The organism is Shewanella electrica, from assembly GCF_022321485.1.
Taxonomy (GTDB): domain Bacteria; phylum Pseudomonadota; class Gammaproteobacteria; order Enterobacterales; family Shewanellaceae; genus Shewanella; species Shewanella electrica.
Map to the genome: position 1 here is coordinate 177358 of NZ_JAKOGG010000001.1, position 19142 is coordinate 196499.

At 49.0% G+C, this 19142-nt stretch carries 21 protein-coding genes; 14 read left to right on the forward strand and 7 right to left on the reverse strand.

What is annotated here, in order from left to right; all coding sequences use genetic code 11:
• Positions 1-202 precede the first annotated feature (202 nt).
• The 12 genes from L9G74_RS00700 (at position 203) to L9G74_RS00755 (ending at position 10372) form a co-directional block, all read left to right on the forward strand.
• Positions 203-2431: a S41 family peptidase gene (locus L9G74_RS00700; RefSeq protein WP_238894300.1), complete on the forward strand. Its 2229-nt coding sequence runs from the start codon at positions 203-205 to the stop codon at positions 2429-2431.
• A gap of 272 nt (positions 2432-2703) precedes the next feature.
• On the forward strand, positions 2704-2961 hold the full coding sequence (locus L9G74_RS00705; RefSeq protein WP_238894302.1) for a hypothetical protein: 258 nt from the start codon (positions 2704-2706) through the stop codon (positions 2959-2961).
• A gap of 346 nt (positions 2962-3307) precedes the next feature.
• Entirely contained in the window at positions 3308-4843 is a 1536-nt protein-coding gene (locus L9G74_RS00710) for a phospholipase D family protein (protein WP_238894304.1), read from the forward strand.
• A 135-nt stretch (positions 4844-4978) separates the two neighbouring features.
• On the forward strand, positions 4979-5464 hold the full coding sequence (locus L9G74_RS00715) for a DUF2878 domain-containing protein (protein WP_238894305.1): 486 nt from the start codon (positions 4979-4981) through the stop codon (positions 5462-5464).
• A complete protein-coding gene (locus L9G74_RS00720) occupies positions 5461-5997 on the forward strand; it encodes a chalcone isomerase family protein (protein WP_238894306.1) in 537 nt (178 codons plus the stop codon). The genes L9G74_RS00715 and L9G74_RS00720 overlap by 4 nt, the downstream gene beginning before the upstream one ends.
• Positions 5997-6542, forward strand: coding sequence for a DUF3833 domain-containing protein (locus L9G74_RS00725; RefSeq protein WP_238894307.1), 546 nt, complete (start codon positions 5997-5999; stop codon positions 6540-6542). Before L9G74_RS00720 ends, L9G74_RS00725 begins: the two co-directional genes overlap by 1 nt.
• A 299-nt stretch (positions 6543-6841) precedes the next feature.
• On the forward strand, positions 6842-7186 hold the full coding sequence (locus tag L9G74_RS00730) for a hypothetical protein (RefSeq protein WP_238894308.1): 345 nt from the start codon (positions 6842-6844) through the stop codon (positions 7184-7186).
• A complete protein-coding gene (locus L9G74_RS00735; RefSeq protein ID WP_238894309.1) occupies positions 7186-7389 on the forward strand; it encodes a hypothetical protein in 204 nt (67 codons plus the stop codon). Before L9G74_RS00730 ends, L9G74_RS00735 begins: the two co-directional genes overlap by 1 nt.
• Before the next feature lie 12 nt (positions 7390-7401).
• Positions 7402-7794, forward strand: coding sequence for a GNAT family N-acetyltransferase (locus tag L9G74_RS00740; protein WP_275297214.1), 393 nt, complete (start codon positions 7402-7404; stop codon positions 7792-7794).
• Between the two features lie 31 nt (positions 7795-7825).
• Entirely contained in the window at positions 7826-8470 is a 645-nt protein-coding gene (locus L9G74_RS00745; RefSeq protein WP_238894313.1) for a thiol:disulfide interchange protein DsbA/DsbL, read from the forward strand.
• A gap of 337 nt (positions 8471-8807) precedes the next feature.
• Positions 8808-9359: a phosphatase PAP2 family protein gene (locus L9G74_RS00750; protein ID WP_238894314.1), complete on the forward strand. Its 552-nt coding sequence runs from the start codon at positions 8808-8810 to the stop codon at positions 9357-9359.
• A 317-nt stretch (positions 9360-9676) separates the two neighbouring features.
• A complete protein-coding gene (locus L9G74_RS00755; RefSeq protein ID WP_238894315.1) occupies positions 9677-10372 on the forward strand; it encodes a helix-turn-helix transcriptional regulator in 696 nt (231 codons plus the stop codon).
• On the opposite strand, the gene L9G74_RS00760 is transcribed toward L9G74_RS00755, so the two are convergent.
• Genes L9G74_RS00760 through L9G74_RS00780 form a run of 5 tightly spaced genes read right to left on the reverse strand, consistent with a single transcriptional unit; the run spans position 10369 to position 13886 of the window.
• Positions 10369-11148 (reverse strand): CsgG/HfaB family protein, encoded by a 780-nt coding sequence (locus L9G74_RS00760; RefSeq protein WP_238894316.1) that lies wholly within the window; start codon positions 11146-11148, stop codon positions 10369-10371. The genes L9G74_RS00755 and L9G74_RS00760 overlap by 4 nt on opposite strands.
• A 5-nt stretch (positions 11149-11153) precedes the next feature.
• On the reverse strand, positions 11154-11534 hold the full coding sequence (locus L9G74_RS00765) for a curli assembly protein CsgF (protein WP_238894318.1): 381 nt from the start codon (positions 11532-11534) through the stop codon (positions 11154-11156).
• Between the two features lie 7 nt (positions 11535-11541).
• The gene (locus L9G74_RS00770) at positions 11542-11919 is read right to left on the reverse strand and encodes a curli production assembly/transport protein CsgE (RefSeq protein ID WP_238894320.1); all 378 of its coding nucleotides are present in this window, start codon (positions 11917-11919) and stop codon (positions 11542-11544) included.
• 44 nt (positions 11920-11963) lie between these two features.
• Positions 11964-13448, reverse strand: coding sequence for a hypothetical protein (locus tag L9G74_RS00775; protein WP_238894321.1), 1485 nt, complete (start codon positions 13446-13448; stop codon positions 11964-11966).
• A gap of 12 nt (positions 13449-13460) precedes the next feature.
• Positions 13461-13886, reverse strand: coding sequence for a curlin subunit CsgB (locus L9G74_RS00780; protein ID WP_238894323.1), 426 nt, complete (start codon positions 13884-13886; stop codon positions 13461-13463).
• 240 nt (positions 13887-14126) lie between these two features.
• Between L9G74_RS00780 and L9G74_RS00785 the strand changes: the two genes are divergently transcribed.
• A complete protein-coding gene (locus L9G74_RS00785) occupies positions 14127-14957 on the forward strand; it encodes a hypothetical protein (protein ID WP_238894325.1) in 831 nt (276 codons plus the stop codon).
• Here the strand turns inward: L9G74_RS00785 and L9G74_RS00790 are convergent.
• Positions 14935-15888 carry a LysR family transcriptional regulator gene (locus L9G74_RS00790; protein ID WP_238894326.1) on the reverse strand — a complete coding sequence of 318 codons (954 nt, stop codon included), beginning with the start codon at positions 15886-15888 and terminating at the stop codon, positions 14935-14937. The genes L9G74_RS00785 and L9G74_RS00790 overlap by 23 nt on opposite strands.
• Before the next feature lie 111 nt (positions 15889-15999).
• Here L9G74_RS00790 and L9G74_RS00795 point away from each other — a divergent pair, with 111 nt between their 5' ends.
• Entirely contained in the window at positions 16000-17283 is a 1284-nt protein-coding gene (locus tag L9G74_RS00795; RefSeq protein WP_238894328.1) for an MFS transporter, read from the forward strand.
• Positions 17284-17355: 72 nt separating this feature from the next.
• Here the strand turns inward: L9G74_RS00795 and L9G74_RS00800 are convergent, their stop codons facing one another.
• Positions 17356-18372 carry an LLM class flavin-dependent oxidoreductase gene (locus L9G74_RS00800; RefSeq protein ID WP_238894329.1) on the reverse strand — a complete coding sequence of 339 codons (1017 nt, stop codon included), beginning with the start codon at positions 18370-18372 and terminating at the stop codon, positions 17356-17358.
• Between the last annotated feature and the right edge of the window lie 770 nt (positions 18373-19142).

Here is a 19142-nt window from a genome sequence, read left to right on the forward strand (position 1 = left end):
TTTGTGCACGACAGCTAAATTCCCGTGTAAAACCCTCAGCGTCGTTACTCACTTCAACAATACTGACGCTTGTATATTTGATACCAAACGGTTTAAATAAAAGCCTAGTCTCGCCTTATAACTATAAGATATTATAGAGGTTATCGCGTGTCTCGCTGAATAATGTCAGTAATAACAATATCGATAAGAAAAGGATTTCATCATGCATAAAGCGCTATCGGCAACGAGCTATTACATAGTGTTGTTGCTAGGTTGTATGGCTGCCTCAACCAGCAGTTTCGCCGCTCCCCAGCAATTTTCTAACCTTGATTTTTCCGAACAGTTAACTGGCTGGCACTCCGCCAAAGATACCCAAGTGACGGTCACCACCGACTCGCGATATGTAGCCAAAACTGATAATCCAGTGGCACTCGTTACCGGTGAAAGCGGCGAAAAAATGGTGTACCAACAAGTGACTGGCGGCGCTAAAGGCCAAGTGATCATGCTTGATGCGGATGCCAAAGCTATCGGTGTTAAAGGCTACGCGGGGATTGTGATTTCGGTACTGGATGATCTCGGTCAGGTGATCGCTACTCAACGTAATTACCTGCGTGGCGACCAAGATTGGCAACACTATAGCATCGGCATGGAGCTGCTGGGGCAGCCATATCAAATGCGCATTGGTGCCTTTGTGGTTGGCGGCGGTCAATTGGCGGTGGATAACTTTAAGATTAGCGTGGATGAGCAGGATATTAGCGCTACGCCACTGCTGCCGGTGACGGCGCATCCGGCATCAACCGATAATGCGTTTGCTGACGGTTCAGGCATTGCGTTAGCGCAATTAAATGAGCAGCAGCAAGCGAATCTTAGTCGCTTCGTGCGGGTGTGGGGCTTGGTGAAGTATTTCCATACTGCGGTCGCCGCTGGTCAATTCAACATGGATAACGAGTTCTTTCGCATGGTGCCTAAGCTGCTCAACGCCAAACTTGATGCAGATGCCAATGCGTTATTGCTGGAATGGGTCAATCATTTTGGCGCGCAGCCAGCGTGCACTGCGGATTGTGTTGTAGCTGATGATAAGGCGCAAACTGCGGCAGATTTTAGCTGGATTAAACGCAGTTATTTGGGGGCTGAGCTTGCCACCACGCTGAAGAATCTCGTCGCGCAGCATCACTATGCAGAGCATTACTATGTTGATTTTCATAGTGCTGGTAACGTGTTTCCAAGTCATGAGCGCAGCTATGCCCAATTGCCACTGAGCGATGCTGGCGTGCGGTTGTTGACCTTGGCGCGCTGGTGGAACATCGAACAATATTTTGCGCCCAACCGCGAGTTAACTGCCATACCATGGCAAAAGATCCCCGAACTTTATATTGGCAAGTTTGCTGCAGCAACGACTGAGTCGCAGTGGTCACAGGCGATGCATAGTCTGGCGGCGGAGGTAAAAGACTCGCATACCATGCTGCGTGTTAAAGGCGAGGGCTTTTCACAGTTTGGTCAAAATACCGTGCCAGTCACTCTGAGCAACATCGAAGACCATTGGGTGGTGAGTCAATTAGCGCCAGATTTTGCTACTCACTTGCAGTTAGGGGATGAGATTGTTGCGATTGATGGTGTCGCCATTGCGGATAAAGCGGCACAAATGCGCCGGTTGATCTCGGCGAGTAATCAATCTCGTATGGATCATCTCCTCGCTGGCTACCTACTCAACACGGATGCTGCGCAACTTGCATTGACCTTAGCCGATGGTCATCGCAGCGTTGAAAACACGGTATCGTTTAAGCAGTTTTATCGTGCTAAATATCAGCACGAAGCGACGCAGCCAAGCGATAAAATACTGCCTAACAACATCGGTTATCTTAATTTAAATACGTTAGCGCCAGCGCAAGTTGCCGCGGTGATGGCGAAATATAACGATACTCAAGCACTGATTATTGATGTGCGTAACTACCCTCATTCAGTATTTCAGCTGGCTGATGCGCTCATGCCTCATGAAACGGCATGTATCAGGTTTAGTCATCCCAATCCTAAGCTGCCCGGCGAGTTTCTGTTTGATGATCCCATGTCTGTCGGCAAAGAAAATCCAGACTACTATCGCGGCCGAGTGATATTGCTGGCTGATGCAAGCTCGCAAAGCCTTGCTGAATTTACCCTGATGGCGTTACGGCGCGCCCCAAAAGCGATTGTGCTCGGCAGCCAAACCTCGGGCGCTGACGGCAACGCTAGCGCGATAACTCTGCCCTTTGGTGATCAGTTTGTACTGACTGGGCTTGGAGTGAATACACCGGAGACTAAGCAGTCGACTCAGCAGATTGGCATTGTGCCGGATGTGTATCAGCAGCCGACCATGGCTGATATCAAAGCGGGTAAAGACACACTACTGGAGCGCGCGCAACAACTGGCGCTATCGCCAGAGTTTGATGCGTTAGTGCCGAGTAAAGTGCAGCTTTAACAAAGAGCTGATTTAATTTTTGGAGGAGGCCAAGCCGGCGACCGCCTCTATCGCATGATTTGCAATTATTGCAAAACTACATAACCTTCAAAGTCAAAGGGATAGCGCAAGCTGTCCTTTTTTGCAATGCAGGTGTAATCACTCCTGATTGGCATTATCGATGAATGGCTAACGGTAGATCTTTCAGTTTGTGATAGACATCGAATCACCATAAAGCAATTAAATGCTAGGTTTGGACACGTTTTAGGCGCTGGCACATAAAAGGATTTAAGGTGTTAAGCAAACTGCTGATAACAGTCTTCGCGCTAGCGGCGCTGATGATGGTGTATCTCAGTGCGCCCTTTGTGTTCTTTCCCCTTATTTTCAGTGTAGATCTGCCATCCGATAGCCTTTGCCGTGCCGTGTGGCATCGCGCCTATGAACCGCTGCTAGTGCGTCTGTCTGACGATAATCTCTACAAGCTGCAGGTCGCACAGATGGCGGCAGAACTGTGTGATAAAGATGCGAATCGCTGCGGGGCTTTCGAGTAACTTGTCTTACTTCGTCCAGCTTTTCATAACAAGGCTACCTGATTGATATGCTAAAAATATCACTGCGTTTATATGGCGCTAACTCTGCTAATGTTGGGGATGAGGTTGGGATTGCGGCTACTGGCAGAGCAAGACTGGCACATCATCAGCTTTGCCTAACTCACGCTCTATCTGCCTAAATCACGCGCTGTCTGCTGCAAAAAGCAACCAGTAAAGATATACAGCTAACGATGTGATCAAAAAATAATACACAAAGGTGAAATCACGCTAAGCTAACAAAACGCATGCAAGGTTTGTCGTTGTTGCCTTGCACCATTGGCATTTGAACATTATTTTCGGATAGCTCATGTATTCAACAACGACCATCTTCCCGCTGCTGCGTTTTGCTTTTTTACTGTTGCTTTTGCCGCTGATGATCAGCTGTTCCTCGCTACCTGAACATGTTGAAAAACAACCTTCTTTTGCCCTAAATGACTACCAACAAACCGCCGTAGCTCGTGTGCTGGCTGATGTTTCTGCAAAGCATCCGCAGCAATCTGGTTTCTTTTTAGTGGATAATGGCGCCGATGCCTTTACCGCCAGAATCGCGATGACAGGCTTGGCGGAGAAGACACTTGACCTGCAATATTATATCTGGGAGGCCGATGCCACCGGCCGCTTGCTTAGCGATAACGTGATCCGTGCCGCCGCTCGTGGCGTGAGGGTACGGGTGTTATTGGATGACAATAACCTACACGATCGCGACCAAATGTTGGCGGTACTGGACGCATTGCCCAATGTGTCGATTCGGATTTTTAATCCGTTTGCTAATCGCAACTTTCATATGGCGGATTTTCTCGGGGATTTAGAGCGAGTGAATCATCGCATGCACAACAAAACCATGGTGATTGATAACGCCTTGGCGGTGGTTGGTGGGCGGAATATTGGCGACCACTATTTCAGTGTGTCGCAGGAGTCCAACTTTAGAGACTTGGATGTACTCACCGCTGGGCCAGTGGTGCGCAAAGTCTCTGAACAGTTTGATTATTTTTGGAACGGTAGTTGGTCAATACCGATCTCGGCCTTGGTTGAGTTACCCAGCGAGGATGAGCAACAACAGCTATTGCGGCAGATGCGCGCTAGGATCAGCCAAGATCATTATCCCTACCCGCTGTCGAGCAACTATGCCGATTTGCTCAATCAATTACAGCGTATCTCGGCGCGGTTACAGTGGGGCGATTGTCAATTTATTTGGGATGATCCTGCCAATGTTGCCGAGGGAAAAATTGTTAATGCGCTCTATCAGCAATTACAGCATGTACAGCACTCATTGTTGATTGAAGCCGCCTATTTTGTCTTGGGGGAGCGGGCGAGGGCGGAAGTCAAACGCTTACATCAGGCTGGCGTCAGCATCAGAGTCTTAACCAATTCTCTGGTGACCAATGATGTGCTTGCGGCTCATGCTGGTCATGCTAATCACCGCCAAGAATTACTAGAAAATGGCGTCAGTTTGTACGAGTTACGGCCCGACGCGCTAGAGAAGCGTCCTAAAATTGTGTCACTAAAATCCCGCGCGGCGCTGCATACTAAAGCCATGGTGTTTGATAATAGCACTGTGTATATCGGCAGTTTTAATCTCGACCCACGCTCAGGGTTTATCAATACCGAAACCGTACTCGCCATTAATAATGCTGAGTTAGCGCAACAGTTAACAGCGTTTATGGATGACGGTGTAAAACCCGAAAATAGTTACCACGTCGTCATTGGTGCTGACGGCGACCTCCAGTGGCACACCATCGAGCAGGGGCAAGATGTTCGCTACGATAGCGACCCGCACAGCTCGGCATGGCAACGCTTTATGGTGGGGATGTTGCAGCTACTACCGTTTGAACATCAGCTTTAACGTTGGCGCGCTGCGGCAACGCAAATAAGTTGATCGATTTTCCTGCTTACTTCGTTTCTATAGTGTCGCCCTTTGCCATGTCGTTAAGCGGTGATGCACACCTTATGTATTCATCATTATGTGAGGCGCCGTTGGATGAAAGGCCTGTTGCTGACATCGCTGTGGTTTCAAGGACTATGGTTTTTGGCGGTGCTAGGGCGGGAGCCTTGGCAGTGGTGGACATTGGCATTGGTGTTACTGACTTGCGCTATTACCCTGCCAAGGCAACGTAAACCGTTGTTATGGTGTGTAGGCATTGCACTGCTCGGCATCGTGCTTGATAGCGTTAATTTACTGGCAGGTTTAATGGTATTTAGTTCACCACAACTGCCTGTCTGGTTAATGGCGTTATGGCTGGCTTTTGCTTGGTACAGCTGGTGGTTATTACCGATATTGCATGGCTATTCCAAGTTGATAATCGTGCCTGTTGCCGCTGTGGCCGGGGCGGTGAGTTACCTTGCAGGTGCCCAACTTGATGCGGTGATGCTGCCGTTTGGTAATAGTTTAACCGCAGCGGTGTTGCTGTGTCAGTGGGGCATATTGATGGCATTGTTGTTGTGGTTGCGAGGAAAATTGGCATGAAGTTAACGGCTAAATGGGCAAATGTTGTTGCTGGGGTAGCATTGCTGCTGAGCGTGTCTGCAAACGCTGCCGCCTCGGCAACGTGGACGCAATGGCCGAGTGTCGGGCAGGCGAGTCTCAGTTGGTTATGGTTTGATGTTTATCATTCAACCTTACGCACACCCTCTGGTCAGTATGACGGCCAACAAGCGCCACTGGCTTTACAGATCCGCTACCAGCGTGAAATCTCCGCCCAAGAGTTGTTAGATGCGACCAGTGAACAATGGCAAAAACTGGGTTATTCAACGGAACAAATTGCCCCTTGGCTTAAGCAACTTAGTGCGATTTTTCCTAATGTTACTGAGGGTGATCAACTGGTGTATGTTTCTGCTGGCGAAGCGGGTGATTTTTATTATCAAGCCAAGCATCAAAGCGGCTTCAAGCTGTTGGGGCAGGTTACCGAACCTGCGCTAAATCAAGCATTTATTGCTATCTGGCTATCGCCGCAAACGGAATATCCCAAATTACGACAACAATTAATAGGAGCAAGCTAATGCATAAGTGCCTCATCCGTTGGTGTAAAACTTGGTTTGTGGCCAGCGCCGTGGTGCTGCTCAGCAGTTGTAGCGCTGATTTATCCGACTATCGCGCCAGCACGCCCAAGTTTGATTTGTTTGAATATTTCCACGGGGATATTACCGCGTGGGGCATGGTGCAGGATTATACCGAGCAACAGACGCGCCGCTTTGAGGTGCAAATTCGGGGTGAAGTAAACGGTAACACGCTTACCCTGCATGAAGATTTTCGTTATCACGATGGCGAAACAGCGACGCGCGTATGGATTATCACCCGTCAGCCGGATGGGCGCTATCTCGGTACGGCAGACGATATTATCGGTACTGCTGTGGGCGAAGAGATGGGTAACGCGCTGCGTTGGCGTTATGACTTTTTGCTGAAAACTGATGAGCATGAACTGCAAGTACACTTTGACGATTGGATGTATCGTCAAGATGAGAAGCATGTGTTTAACATTTCAAAAATCACCAAGTGGGGCGTGACTCTCGGCCAAGTCACCTTGTTTTTTACCAAGGAGCAATGAAGCTAGTTACTAGGAAGGTGTGAACAAATTTCCGTAGCGCGTGGCATATAGTGAGGTTTCAGCTTATACAACGGGCTTACTAGTCGCGGCAAACTGCGCCTTGCATGTAACAGCGATATGCTAAGCCGAGCTAGCTCGGTTCTTATCTGCTTCTGTCTACTCTTATCACAAAGCTTCAAATTCGCTGCTCATCAGCCATTTACTATTAGCGCCATAACGCCTTAGCATAACTCGACGTATTATCGGGTTTCTCGCTGATACATCTGCATATATCTAAGTCACGGAGGACACATAACACAATGCAGCATTTTTATTGGGTTAAACATCAAACGCCGCAAGGTGCGCATTTAAACGATACCCAGATTGACCGACTGGTGATTGAGGCGCGTTTGAGTATGCTGTGGCGTTTACGGATTCTTACCTTGTTGATTTGTGTATTTATGTTTGTCGCACCGCTGTGGGCTCGACCGGACATTGTCGAGATGTTTCGTGAGCAAAACACCTCGATGAACATTGGCTTGCTGTGGTTGGGCGCTGCGTTAATCGGCTGTGCATTGACGGCGTTAAAGTCGGTACACAATCTGTTGGAGCTGTTGCTGTTGCGACCGAAAATCAAACGGATTTTGCAACAAGGCTTTTGCTAATGGACATCACCATTGTGCGTTATTCGGCGAGTGCTGATGCATCGTTGAGGTTAAATTCGGCAGTTTCTGCCGTTAATCAAGCCTATGCCTCTGAGGTGGTTGAACTGTTTTACGCGGCGGTGCACAGCATTGATGACGCGCTGTATTCCAATGCTCAGCGGCATGCTTGGGCACCATATCCCATCGATTATGCCAAGTGGTAGCAACGTCTTACACTGAAGCGCCCTTGGCTTGCTTTGATAGAAGGGCAAGTGGTGGGCTTCATTGAGCTAGACGATGATGGTCATATCGACTGTATGTACACAGCGCCTAATTACCAGCGTTGTGGCATTGCGAGTGCGCTTTACGCCGTGCTTGAACAACATGCTATCGCGCTTGCTTTACCACGTTTGTACGTGGAAGCGTCCTATCTCGCACAGCCATTTTTCTTCAAGCAGGGTTTTCGTCGGTTAGATAAGAATGTGGTTGACCGCAACGGAACGCAGTTGCTGAATTTCACCATGGAAAGTGGCTCAACGCTGCTGCAAGTTAAACAAATTTTAACGAAAAGCTCGCCTTTCTCTATCGCCTGCTGGCTAGCTTTGTCTGGTGAATTTCGGCACTATTAAATCTGATGTTTTTTAAAGGAATTTTAACAAGATGAAACGGCAGTTACTGGCGTTAGTCACCGTGGTGGTGGCATGGTTCGCCAGCGTTAACCTAGCGCACGCTGAAACCTATGAGTTCAAAGCGGATGTAGATTACACCGTGCTTAAAGCACCGATAAAAGCGGCAGAGGCCAAGGGGCCGTACTTGCTGGAATACTTCTGGTTGGGCTGTCCGCATTGCCGCGCCATGAACCCGATGGTGAAGCAGTTTGAAAGTGCAAATCCCAAGGTGAGTGTGGTTCGTCGTCCCGGGTTGGGTAATGACCGTTGGGTGTTTGATGCCCATGTGTACTACGCGCTGCAAGCTATGGGTAAGAGCAGTTTAGTTTATGATTTAATGGACTATTATCATCAGCTTGCTAGCGAAGAACAGCGTTTGCCTGATCTTGCAGATGTAAAAGCCTACATGACTAAACAGGGCATTGACGCGCAAAAGTTTGAGAAAGCGATGGATGATGATGCAACGCTTGACAAACTCTCAGTTGCTTATCGCGATCAACAGGCGCTGGGCTTGAAAGGCGTGCCAGTATTTATCGTTAACGGTAAGTATCAACTCCGTTTTGACGGCTTTGCTGGTGTAAAAGATCCCGCAGCACGTTTTACGGCATTGGTGGAATATCTGCTAAAACAGAAATAGATCAATGATGGGTAGTTTGCGCGGCAAACTACCCATCGCTCGCCGGTGTTCATCGCCGTTCTGGCGCTGATTCTAGCGCCAGCGCTAATGCTCCTATCTAGTTGTTCAATATGGTTAACTTAGCTTTTACAAGGTCGTGTTTAGTTATCGCTCGTCGCTTAAGTATTTGCTAAGGTGTGAGCCGCAAAGTGCTTAGGGGCTGGTAGTGGAGTATGACGATACGGCACATCACCTACCTTGTCTAAAGCGCGCTCTGCGTGCTGCAAAACAACCAGCAAAGGTCAGCCGCCCCGAGTGACTGGCAGCTCGCCACCATTTTTAACTTAGGAATCGTTAGATGATAAACGGAGTTACCCGCGCTTTAACTGGCACAGCTATTTTTATGGCAACCACTTTGAGCAGCACTGCGGCGCTAGCCAATGATAACTGGGATAAGTTTAGTGATGTTACCGCGTATGGATTAGTGGCGGCGTCGCTAGCCATTCCAGCCTATAAAGATGATTGGCAAGGCGTCAAACAAGCTGGGCTTAGTGTTGGTGTCGCCACTGGCACCAGTATTCTGGCGAAATCAGTGATCCATGAGCAACGCCCAGATCACAGTGATAATGACAGCTTTCCATCGAACCATGCGGCCATGGCATTTGCCGCTGCGACCACGCTGCAAAAACGTTATGGTTGGGAATATGGTTTACCTGCCTATGGTATGGCGGCGTTAACTGCTTACGGCCGTGTGGAAGCTGACAAGCATCACTGGGGCGATGTGGCAGCCAGTGCGGTGATCGGCTCGATTTCTGGCTGGTTCTTTACTGATGCTTTTGACAACAAGGTGCAGGTGACTCCTTGGGTTGATCGTGATGCAGCAGGTATTGCGGTGTCGTTCAACTGGTAAGCGGTTGCTGTAAGCACTGCGGTCACTCTGCCGTGGTGCTAACTTGCTCTCATGATTTTTCTTGCTCAAATTTCTTATCTATCTTTTCTTTTGAACATTTCTTTTACAAATGTCGCAGTTTTTCATGGTTTTCTGTGTGCAAAACCGATTTCATAAACGAGTGACAATCATGTTTTTGTGAAATATAGCCCATTTGTCTTAGTTCTAAAGGCTACCTTGACGACAAAAGTGTAGAAAAAAGGTTAAGTTTTAGTCAGAATTATCTCCCTTCAGGTTTTCTTAAGCTTATGGAAGGCAAAACCTGAGATTTGAGGGACATGGACATTAGCGACACCCAACTCGAGGTAATCATGGAAGAGTTCAAGAAATTAATCGTAGTAGCCGAAAGTGCTACCGTTGGACAGTTACCATTTCTGGCGCAATCCATGGGATTTATGACAGAGGTAATTAGAGATGATCAACAGTTAGCCCTGCTTGATACCGCAGGCGCTTTGGTGGCGATCTCCATTCAAGGTATGCGTTTAGATAAATACACCATGCCGATAGTGGTTAAGCACGCATTGCAGTTTGCGCCGGTATTTCTTTATCGCGCAGATGAACAGATGGTTGATCAGCAGGTTGCTCTAATCTCTGGCATTCGTGGTGTGATTAGTGCTGATAAGCAACTTGACCAAGTGTTACATGCATTGAAAATTCTGATGCAAGGCGAGCTGTATTATGGCCGTGAACAACTGTCGATACTGCTAGATAAGATGTTGAAGTTCAAGCGCCAAGCCAATGATGACTCGGCATCGGCGCCGTGTTTACTGCAGTTAACGCGACAAGAAAAACGCATCATCGAGCTTGTTGGTGAAGGGGCGCGTAATAAAGAGATCGCCACCCATCTTAATATCAGCGCTCATACTGTTAAGGCGCATCTTTCTTCAATATTTAGAAAGACGCAATCACGTAACCGCGTGGAACTGCTACGCTGGGCGCAACAGTTCCAAGCCGCTGTTGATACCGTGATTTAGCCCTTGATAGCATCATTGGTCACGTTTGCTTGCCAGTAGCCCCGTTCAATCCCCTGATGAATGACGCCAGTTAATGCGGCCTCCATTGCTTGGCGAACGCACAGCTGTACTGGCTCATTGGTGGTATAACCTGCTTCTGCTTCCGCTAGTCGACTTAGGCTGACATAGCGGAAGAAACTCGCATCCACCTGTTGTGACAGCACTTTTTTTGAAGCTGATACCGACAGTAATACCCGGCCGGTATACACATCCACCGCCCGTAAATAGACCGAAACTTGATCTTCACGGTACAACTCTGAGGCAGTAATGCCGTAGTAGCCTAAGCCAATCCCGCCGGTGTTAACGTTGGTTTCATAGCTAATGATGCCGCCTTCAAAGATGATGCGAGACTCCATCAAGTTGGGCAGGTCATTGCCTTTTTCGCGGGTAGCGCCAATGATTTTGCGCTCTGTCAGTAGGTTTTGCAGGCCTTCACGCTCGACGGGTGCAAACCAGCCGGATTCTAATAGCAATTGAGTCAGCATTGAGGTACCACCTTGCGTTACCGCTGTGGAGAACGAGCTGACGTTTTGTTGTGGTTTGTATTGGCCTGTTTGATCGCGAAACGCATACACCGATACTGGAATGGCGTGCAGTGGTTTTGGCGCTTGTTGCAGCTCAACCATGGCTCGTGATGGCGGGTCGATTTCCGCATCGGCAATATTCAGTTGTGGATTATTAAACGCCGCGCAGCCGCTCAGTAACGCTGCGAACACGGATAGAAAAATAGTGCGCATGGTGCTTATCCCATTGATGGCATAGTAATAATGGTGATTTCACCGGTAGATAGGTTGGTGATGGTAACGGTGACGCCGGTGCCGTCAGCGCCGGCGACGTCGATCTGATAATCACCAGTGTTATAGGTACCTTCCACCAGTTCACCATCCGAGATACGGCGTGTTAGCGAGTTGATAATGTTGCGCTCTAATGCGGCACGAAACTGGTCTTCGAACCCCAGCTCATTTGAATCATCGGTATGGTTGTTTTGGCTCTGGGCTTTACTCAACAAGAAGTTGGCGTTGAGAGAGTTGCCGCCAAAGCTGGGGTTAACTGGGGTGTAAACCAACTCTGTGGCTGGTGCGGACATACTCAGGAATATTAGGGTAAACAGAAATGCTTTCATGATGTGATCACAACCCTTGTTTTAGCAGTTCATCGGTAATGGCATCGGCTTTTATCTGGGCCAGTTGATTGACCGAAATAACAATCGCGGTTTCAGCTTTTTGCTTGATATCGTTATAGCGACGGCCGAAATAGGTCTGGTAAATTTTCTTTTGATTCATCTCTACCCAAAGGTAGGTTCCAGCTTGCGGGTATACTTGTTCATAAATCACGACGCTAACCCCGCTCGTTTGCGGCACATCACGCCAATAACTCGAATAGTAAAAGACAAAGTCTTTACCAAAGCGCGTTAGGGTGCGATCCATGACGAGGCCGGATAGCTCAATTTCTTGCGCTTGGATACTGCTGCTGAGCAGTAGTGCCAGTATTAACCACCATTTCTTCATAAGAAAAAAAGGCCTACACCATCACTGATGTAGGCCGACGACCTTTAGTTTTGGATAACGGTGGCAGAGTTTTGGCTGCCTACTTGAGATACTTGCATATAGTTGCCAGCACCAGCTTGGGCACCCATCGCTAAGTTATCTACACCTTTTTGGTAGATATTGACGACGCCATCATCACCAGTCACGCTGAAGTCACCGCCGCCTACGCCTTGCACGACGTTGCTATCACCGACTTGAGCGATGAGTACTGTGTTGTTGTGCTCAGCAACGATCAGATCAACAAGGTTGATGTCGCCAACTTGGCTCACATCTACATAGCTGTCGGAACTGGCTTTACTTCCTACGTGGCTGACGTTGGCATTGCCGATTTGCATCACAACAGCTGTGTTGTCTTCACCACCAAAGCTAATATGTGAATTGTTTTCGTTACCACGTTGCACTGTGATGGCGGTGTTATCTGTGCCATCTAACATAGAATAAGTGGTGTTTTCATTACCGATGCTTGCCGCATTAACGGTATTTTTACTGCCATAAACCGATGCGTCAGCCACGTTGTAATCACCAGCTTGAAGGATGGTCACTTTATCGTGGTTACCATCTTGCACGCTAATCACTGCATCGTTCACATCGCCAAGTTGAGTGACGTTGAGTGAAGTGTCGTTGCTCACCAAACCATCTTGTAGCGTGATTAAGTTGTCAGAACCTTTTTGTTCTGCGGTGATGCTATTGTCGTTACCAGTAACGGTGTCGACGATAAATTCGTTATATTGACCAGATTGAGTAATATCAAAATCGTTATCGTTGCCATAAACATCGTAGGCGATGAAGGTGTTTACGATACCTGATTGGTCAACCACGGCTTTGTTGCCGTTACCTACCACACCGACAATCCCGCCAACGTTAGCGTCACCGTCTTGAGTAATGGTCATGCGGTTACGATTACCGTAGGTTTCCATCAGCCCAGTTTGGTTGTCATCACCAGTTTGGACGCTGTCTAGACGGTTACGATTACCTTGGAAACTCGCTTCACTCCAGTTAGCAACGCCATTCTGTTCTTGATAACTGTCGTTACTGTTACCCAGCAGAATAGTGGTCGCTTCGTTGAGACTGCCGTCCTGACTCACTTCGGCTTTGTTGTCATCGCCCTGTTGGACCGCAATGGCTTGGTTGAAAAGACCTGCCTGAGTGACAACCGCTTGGTTATCGTTACCAACGACTTGTACTTGGGCAATATGCCAATCTTCGGTCTGAGCGGTGGCTACTTTGTTACCTGTGCCTTCAGTATAGATGTAGGCTTCTGCCCAGTCGCCTGACTGCGCTGCACCGGTAAAGTTAGCTTGACCATATTGTTCGACTTCAGCAATGTGGCGTGTACCGTCTTGGCTGACGACGGCCACGTTACCCTGGGCTGAGGTTACTGGGGCTTGTTGAGTAACAGACGCATCATTGCTAGCTGCGTACGCTTGACCACATAAAACCACACTGATGGCCAAACCCAACAGGTGTTTACGGTGCTTAGATGTAAGCATTTGAGATTCTCCCTATCGATATTGAAGGACGGACATTTCCGCCCCGTTGCTTAGCTGTTCAACGGTAATTCCAGAGGTTTGACCCCATTGTCCCAGCGTAATTTGGTTGTTGTTGCCGATTTGCGATAGTATCGCCTGATTATCATTTCCGGCCTGTAACACGTTGGTTTGATTGCCTTTGCCCACTTGTGTGAGTGAGACTTGGTTGCCATCACCCACTTGTCCGAGTAATGCAACGTTGCTTTGGCCTGCTTGAAATAAGCTCAGGTCATTGGCATTACCTTGCTGACCAATGAAGGTGATATTGCCGAGTTGTTGGCGTGTAAGTAACGCAGCGAGCGTTGGGCTGAGTTGATTGTCGGTAGCCATGAGATCGGCGGCACTGCTAGAGGCGCAAATGCTGGCAAATAGCAGCGCAATGATGACAATTCCTTTCACTCTGATATCCAAACTATCCGTTTTTGATGCCGTCAGCATAGCGAGCTGTATCATTGGAACAATCAGAACAATGGGCGATTTTTAAAACGCTACAAATGCGAGAATATGTGTTTTAACTTTAAAAATTAGTGGTTTAGTAAAATTCATGATTTTTCGTAGTAGCCCAAAAGGCTTAATTTTGTATGAAAAATGCACAGGTCAATACTGGGGCGTTGCATGATAAAACCAAGGAAGATAAACATGATTAAATATTGGGCGTTAGCGCTAGCAGGATGGTTGATGTGGTGCTCGTCACTATTGGCAGCACCGCTGTCCTATTCAGGCGATGCAGACAGGGAAAGCTATTTGCACGCAGCCAGCCAGCAAGTGTTGGCGTGGATACAAGCTAACGATGTGGCGGCGCTGGCTGACAGCGTAAACTATCCGGTGACTATCGGCGGTAGTGAACCCGAAGTATCGATCCACGATGCCGATGAGTTTACCCATTATTTCCCGCATCTGTTTACTGAAGCATTGCGTCAACAGCTGCGTGATAGCACCCAACCAAGTATTACTTGGCGCGGTGCCAGAGTGGCTGATGGGGCGTTGTGGCTGACCGATATTTGCGATGATGACCTGTGCCAGCAAGTCACGGTTGCGATCACTTCGTTTTACAGCCCAGAATTTTATCAGCAGTCGTTTGGGCGCAAAGCCCAGCAACTGTTACAGCAGCGCATGGCTGCTGATCTGGCCGAAGAGTTATTGCCGATTAAGCAAAATAACCTGTTGTGGCAGACCAAAGATTACCTAGTACGGGTTGATACGCTCACCGACGGGCAACTGCGTTATGCGGTGTGGTCTGCGGGCAAGGCGATGAACAGCAACCCCGATTTGGTGCTGCATAACGGTGAGATGCACTACGACGGCAGCGGCGGCAATTACTATTACCAATTCAATAATGGTAAATATGTTTATCGGCTAGATGTGGTGATATTGGGCACGGCAGAATCGCCCGCCGGTTACTTAAGAGTCACGCGCGGCGAGCGTACCTTAGTCGAGCAACCAGTGGTTAAGGTGCTGACGGCGCAGTAAGTGCGCTCGCGGCTTTGCTTTCTGCCAATAATGCCTCGCGCGCCAGCCGCTGCTGGTTTACGGTCGCGGCAAAGTTAATCGCTGATTGTGAGGGATGCAGTGAGCGATGCGCCACCGCCAACTCCACTTTGATCGCCGTGTGTTTAATTGGCCGATAAACCACCCCTTTTACTGAAAGTTGCCGCATCGACTCTGGCAGCATAGAGATACCCAATTCAGCCGATACCATCGACAGAATCGAGGCAATTTGCGGTGCTGGCTGACCAACAATTGGTTCAAATCCCGCTTCTTGGCACACATGCACCACCGCATCGTGCAAGCTAACCGCAAGTGTGCGCGGCGTCAGAATAAATGGTTCGTTTTTCAGGTCGATAACGTCGATAGTCTCGTTGGCGCGGGCGATGGGGTGGGAAGCGGGCAGGGCGATCACTAACTGCTCTTCCAAAAAATGTTGCACGGTGAGCTGGGTCGGATCGGAATCTGAAGGTCTTAGAATGGCCGCATCGAGTCGATCATTGGCGAGTCCTTCCGCTAACGCGAGTGAGTTGGCTTCCTCAATAGTGAGTTCAACTTCGGGGTAGCGGCGGCGATATTGGCGGATCACTGCCGGGATCGCTGGATGTAATGCGGCGGTGCCCGTCACGCCCAAGCGCAGTTTGCCAATTTCCCCTTTGGCCGCTTTTAAGGCGATATCTTTGGCGTGCTGCAACTGTTTGGGCAACCCAGCCAACTGTTGATACAACGCCTGACCCGCATCGGTGAGTTCTGCACCATGTGGCGTACGCACAAACAACGCCGTGCCGATCTCTTGCTCTAAGGTGCGAATTTGCTGGCTCAGCGGCGGCTGGGCGATGTGTAGCCGGTTGGCCGCGCGGGTAAAATTATGCTCTTCAGCCACAGCTAAAAAGTAGCGGATATGACGTAGCTCCATGCTATATCCAAAACGTATCGAGATTGGATTTATTATATATTAGAACTATTAAGGCTGGCTTCATAAAATAGGCGCGTTGACTCCACTTACTAGCCAAAAGTCGTAGATATTATGAACAGTTCCGAACCTAGCCCTTCCAGCGCTGTCAGTGCAACTGCAGATTCTGTTGCTGCTGACAGCGAAAGTTACGCCGGTATCGAGAAAGGTACCCAAGCGTTTAAAAATGCCAGTATCTCTCTATTCCTCGCCGGTTTTTCTAGCTTCTCCCTCATCTATTGTGTGCAGCCGTTATTGCCCGATCTGTCCAGCAGTTTTGGGGTCACCCCAGCAGAAAGTTCACTAGCACTGTCGGTAACCACTGGCTGCTTAGCCATTGCCATTGTGCTGGCTGGCGCGTTCTCGCAAGCGCTCGGCCGTAAAGGGCTGATGTTCTGCTCAATGGCGGCTGCGGCGGTGTTGAACTGCTTAGTGGCAATTTCCCCCGAGTGGCATGGGGTGTTATTTGGCCGTGCGTTGGAAGGGATTGTGCTAGGCGGTGTGCCAGCGGTGGCGATGGCATGGCTGGCAGAAGAGATTGCGCCAAAAGATCTCGGTAAGGCGATGGGGCTGTATGTCGGCGGAACCGCCTTTGGCGCCATGATGGGCCGCGTGGCCATGGGTTTATTAACTGAGTTCGCCTCATGGCGAGTGGCGATGGGCGTGCTGGGTTTGTTGTGCTTAATCTCGGCAATTGGTTTTTGGTACTTGTTGCCTGAGTCGCGCAACTTTGTTCGTAAACCCGGGTTGAACTTAGGTTTTCATATCGCATCGTGGAAAAGTCATCTGCGTAATCCGCGCTTGATCAAGTTGTATGCCGTGGGTTTTATGTTGATCAGTATCTTTGTCACCCTGTTTAACTACACCACTTTCCGGTTGTCGGCTGAACCGTTTGGCTTTAACCAAACCCAAGTAAGTATGATTTTCTTGGCGTTCGCTTTTGGCATTGTGTCGTCGTCCATGGCGGGTAACTTAGCCGATAAATTTGGTCGCACTAAACTGCTGTTTGCTGCCTTTATTCTGATGCTGACCGGCGCTTTGCTCACGCTATTTGGCGCTATCGCCATGATTGTCTGCGGTGTGGCGTTAATTACGACGGGGTTCTTTGTTGGTCACTCTGCTGCCAGTAGTTCGGTGGGGGCACATGCTAAAAAGGCTAAAGGCCATGCATCATCACTGTACTTGCTGTTTTATTACATGGGTTCCAGTATTTCTGGCACCGTCGGTGGCTGGTTTTGGCAACACGGCGGTTGGTCATCGGTGGTGATGTTTACTGGTAGTTACGCTTTGGCGGGATTGTTATTGCTGTATGTGAGTGTCTGGCGTGAGAAACATGCCGCGCAAGGACAAGCTTTTTAACCTAGTAAGATGACTGCGCCGCAACGTAAGTCACAACAGCAGCCCCTTCTGGGGCTGTTGTTGTTTATGCGGTTATTTGGCGGTTGCGGTAGTGTGAACGTCCGCGTTGATGTCTTGCATCACTTGTGCACCGATAGCGAAGGATTCGAAGCGGGCGGCAGGATCGGTAATCGGGCCATTAAACATCAACTCGTTGACCTCAGTTTCTGCCAATAACGCTTCAATACCGGCTCGAATTTTCTGCGGTCCACCGACCAATGAGCGGCGTAAGGTCCGTTCCATCGCATTAAGTTCAAACGACTCATAACCTGTCAGTGGTTGGCGTGGGAGCGGGATTTTCCCCGGCGTACCGCGATATAACTGCAAAAATTGCTGCTGCAACGAGGTAAACAGATATTCCGCTTGGCGGGTGTCATCGGCGGCAATCAGGTTAACGCAAAGCATAGTGTATGGCGCAGGGCATTGCGCTGATGGGGTAAATTGCTCGCGATAGATACGCAGTGCTTGTAGCAACATATCTGGCGCAAAGTGTGCGGCAAAGGCAAACGGTAGCCCCATCTGTGCGGCCAATTGTGCGCTATATAAGCTGGAGCCTAACAACCACAAGGGAACATGCAGCCCTTGGCCGGGGACGGCGTTGACGCTGCGTTGTTGGTCATCAAAATAGTGTTGTAGTTCCTGTACATCTTGCGGAAAGCTATCCACCGCTTGTTGTGGTTGGCGGCGCAATGCGCGCATGGTGACTTGGTCAGTGCCCGGCGCGCGGCCAAGGCCTAAATCAATGCGGTCACCAAACAGTGTGGCGAGCGTGCCAAACTGTTCGGCAATCACCAGCGGTGAATGGTTCGGCAGCATGATGCCGCCCGAACCGATGCGGATGGTGCTGGTGTTGTCACCGATATGGCACAGCAATACGGAAGTCGCTGCACTGGCAATGCCTGCCATGTTGTGGTGCTCTGCCAGCCAATAGCGACGGTAGCCAAGCGACTCTGCCAGTTGTGCCAGTTGCACTGAATTTTCAAATGAAACTGCTGGGGTACTGCCTTCGACAACTGGGGCAAGGTCGAGTACCGAGTAGGAAACTGTCATGAGACATCCATTTTAGTAAATCGTGAATTTACGATATCACAAAAAATCCGCGTCGATTTAGAGTGAGTCTCTATGGGTTATACCATTTTGATTGAAGAATAATTAATCATAAAAGATGGTTATTGATGCAGATTTGCAGTTAGGCTCACGTTTTGTGATGAAATAGTGAGCAGCTTAGGCGCAAACGGATTGCCGTGATAGCTGAAAGCCAACAATTAACGCTCGGTGAGCAGCTCTGCCACTGCCAGAAGAGTTCCTTTCATCACCGCCTAAACGTAGTTGCGCCCAGCTTGCTTAGTTGACTAAGCGTCACCGGCTGAGTTTCGTTTATAACACGCCTGATGTGAACAAAAAACAAACACCTAAGGTCAGCAGCCGCTAGTCTATCGCCATGAAGACGAATACTATACTCGGCGATGACGGCTGGCCGTGGTACTGTGACGACCGAGGTTGTGGCATGACGTTAATCCCACCGTTGCCACGGTCGTGATGGCCGTTTTTGCGTCACGGCAGAGCCAATTTTGCGGTAAAAATGTCGTGATTAATTCATCAGTGTTATGGTGGGGAAATATAGTTACTTTATTGTTTTTAAATTAGAAAAATTATTAATCACCCTAAATTGACGCGGGGAGAACCCCTGAATAACAGCGGTTGTCACAATTTCGTAAATTAACAGCGTCTTTCTTAGGAAAAGTTAAAGTAACGGACGGCATCATGCATTAGTATTGGCGACTTGCTTCCGTATAATTTGCTACAGATTGAGTGATTCA

Excerpts from the sequence above, each read along its gene's own strand:
- L9G74_RS00790 (WP_238894326.1), bottom strand. The coding sequence starts at position 15,888 with ATGGAGCTACGTCATATCCGCTACTTTTTAGCTGTGGCTGAAGAGCAT.
- L9G74_RS00770 (WP_238894320.1), bottom strand. The coding sequence starts at position 11,919 with ATGAAGAAATGGTGGTTAATACTGGCACTACTGCTCAGCAGCAGTATC.
- L9G74_RS00700 (WP_238894300.1), top strand. The coding sequence starts at position 203 with ATGCATAAAGCGCTATCGGCAACGAGCTATTACATAGTGTTGTTGCTA.
- L9G74_RS00800 (WP_238894329.1), bottom strand. The coding sequence starts at position 18,372 with ATGACAGTTTCCTACTCGGTACTCGACCTTGCCCCAGTTGTCGAAGGC.
- L9G74_RS00755 (WP_238894315.1), top strand. The coding sequence starts at position 9,677 with ATGGACATTAGCGACACCCAACTCGAGGTAATCATGGAAGAGTTCAAG.
- L9G74_RS00795 (WP_238894328.1), top strand. The coding sequence starts at position 16,000 with ATGAACAGTTCCGAACCTAGCCCTTCCAGCGCTGTCAGTGCAACTGCA.
- L9G74_RS00745 (WP_238894313.1), top strand. The coding sequence starts at position 7,826 with ATGAAACGGCAGTTACTGGCGTTAGTCACCGTGGTGGTGGCATGGTTC.
- L9G74_RS00730 (WP_238894308.1), top strand. The coding sequence starts at position 6,842 with ATGCAGCATTTTTATTGGGTTAAACATCAAACGCCGCAAGGTGCGCAT.
- L9G74_RS00760 (WP_238894316.1), bottom strand. The coding sequence starts at position 11,148 with ATGCGCACTATTTTTCTATCCGTGTTCGCAGCGTTACTGAGCGGCTGC.
- L9G74_RS00725 (WP_238894307.1), top strand. The coding sequence starts at position 5,997 with ATGCATAAGTGCCTCATCCGTTGGTGTAAAACTTGGTTTGTGGCCAGC.
- L9G74_RS00715 (WP_238894305.1), top strand. The coding sequence starts at position 4,979 with ATGAAAGGCCTGTTGCTGACATCGCTGTGGTTTCAAGGACTATGGTTT.
- L9G74_RS00720 (WP_238894306.1), top strand. The coding sequence starts at position 5,461 with ATGAAGTTAACGGCTAAATGGGCAAATGTTGTTGCTGGGGTAGCATTG.
- L9G74_RS00750 (WP_238894314.1), top strand. The coding sequence starts at position 8,808 with ATGATAAACGGAGTTACCCGCGCTTTAACTGGCACAGCTATTTTTATG.
- L9G74_RS00775 (WP_238894321.1), bottom strand. The coding sequence starts at position 13,448 with ATGCTTACATCTAAGCACCGTAAACACCTGTTGGGTTTGGCCATCAGT.
- L9G74_RS00785 (WP_238894325.1), top strand. The coding sequence starts at position 14,127 with ATGATTAAATATTGGGCGTTAGCGCTAGCAGGATGGTTGATGTGGTGC.
- L9G74_RS00765 (WP_238894318.1), bottom strand. The coding sequence starts at position 11,534 with ATGAAAGCATTTCTGTTTACCCTAATATTCCTGAGTATGTCCGCACCA.
- L9G74_RS00710 (WP_238894304.1), top strand. The coding sequence starts at position 3,308 with ATGTATTCAACAACGACCATCTTCCCGCTGCTGCGTTTTGCTTTTTTA.
- L9G74_RS00735 (WP_238894309.1), top strand. The coding sequence starts at position 7,186 with ATGGACATCACCATTGTGCGTTATTCGGCGAGTGCTGATGCATCGTTG.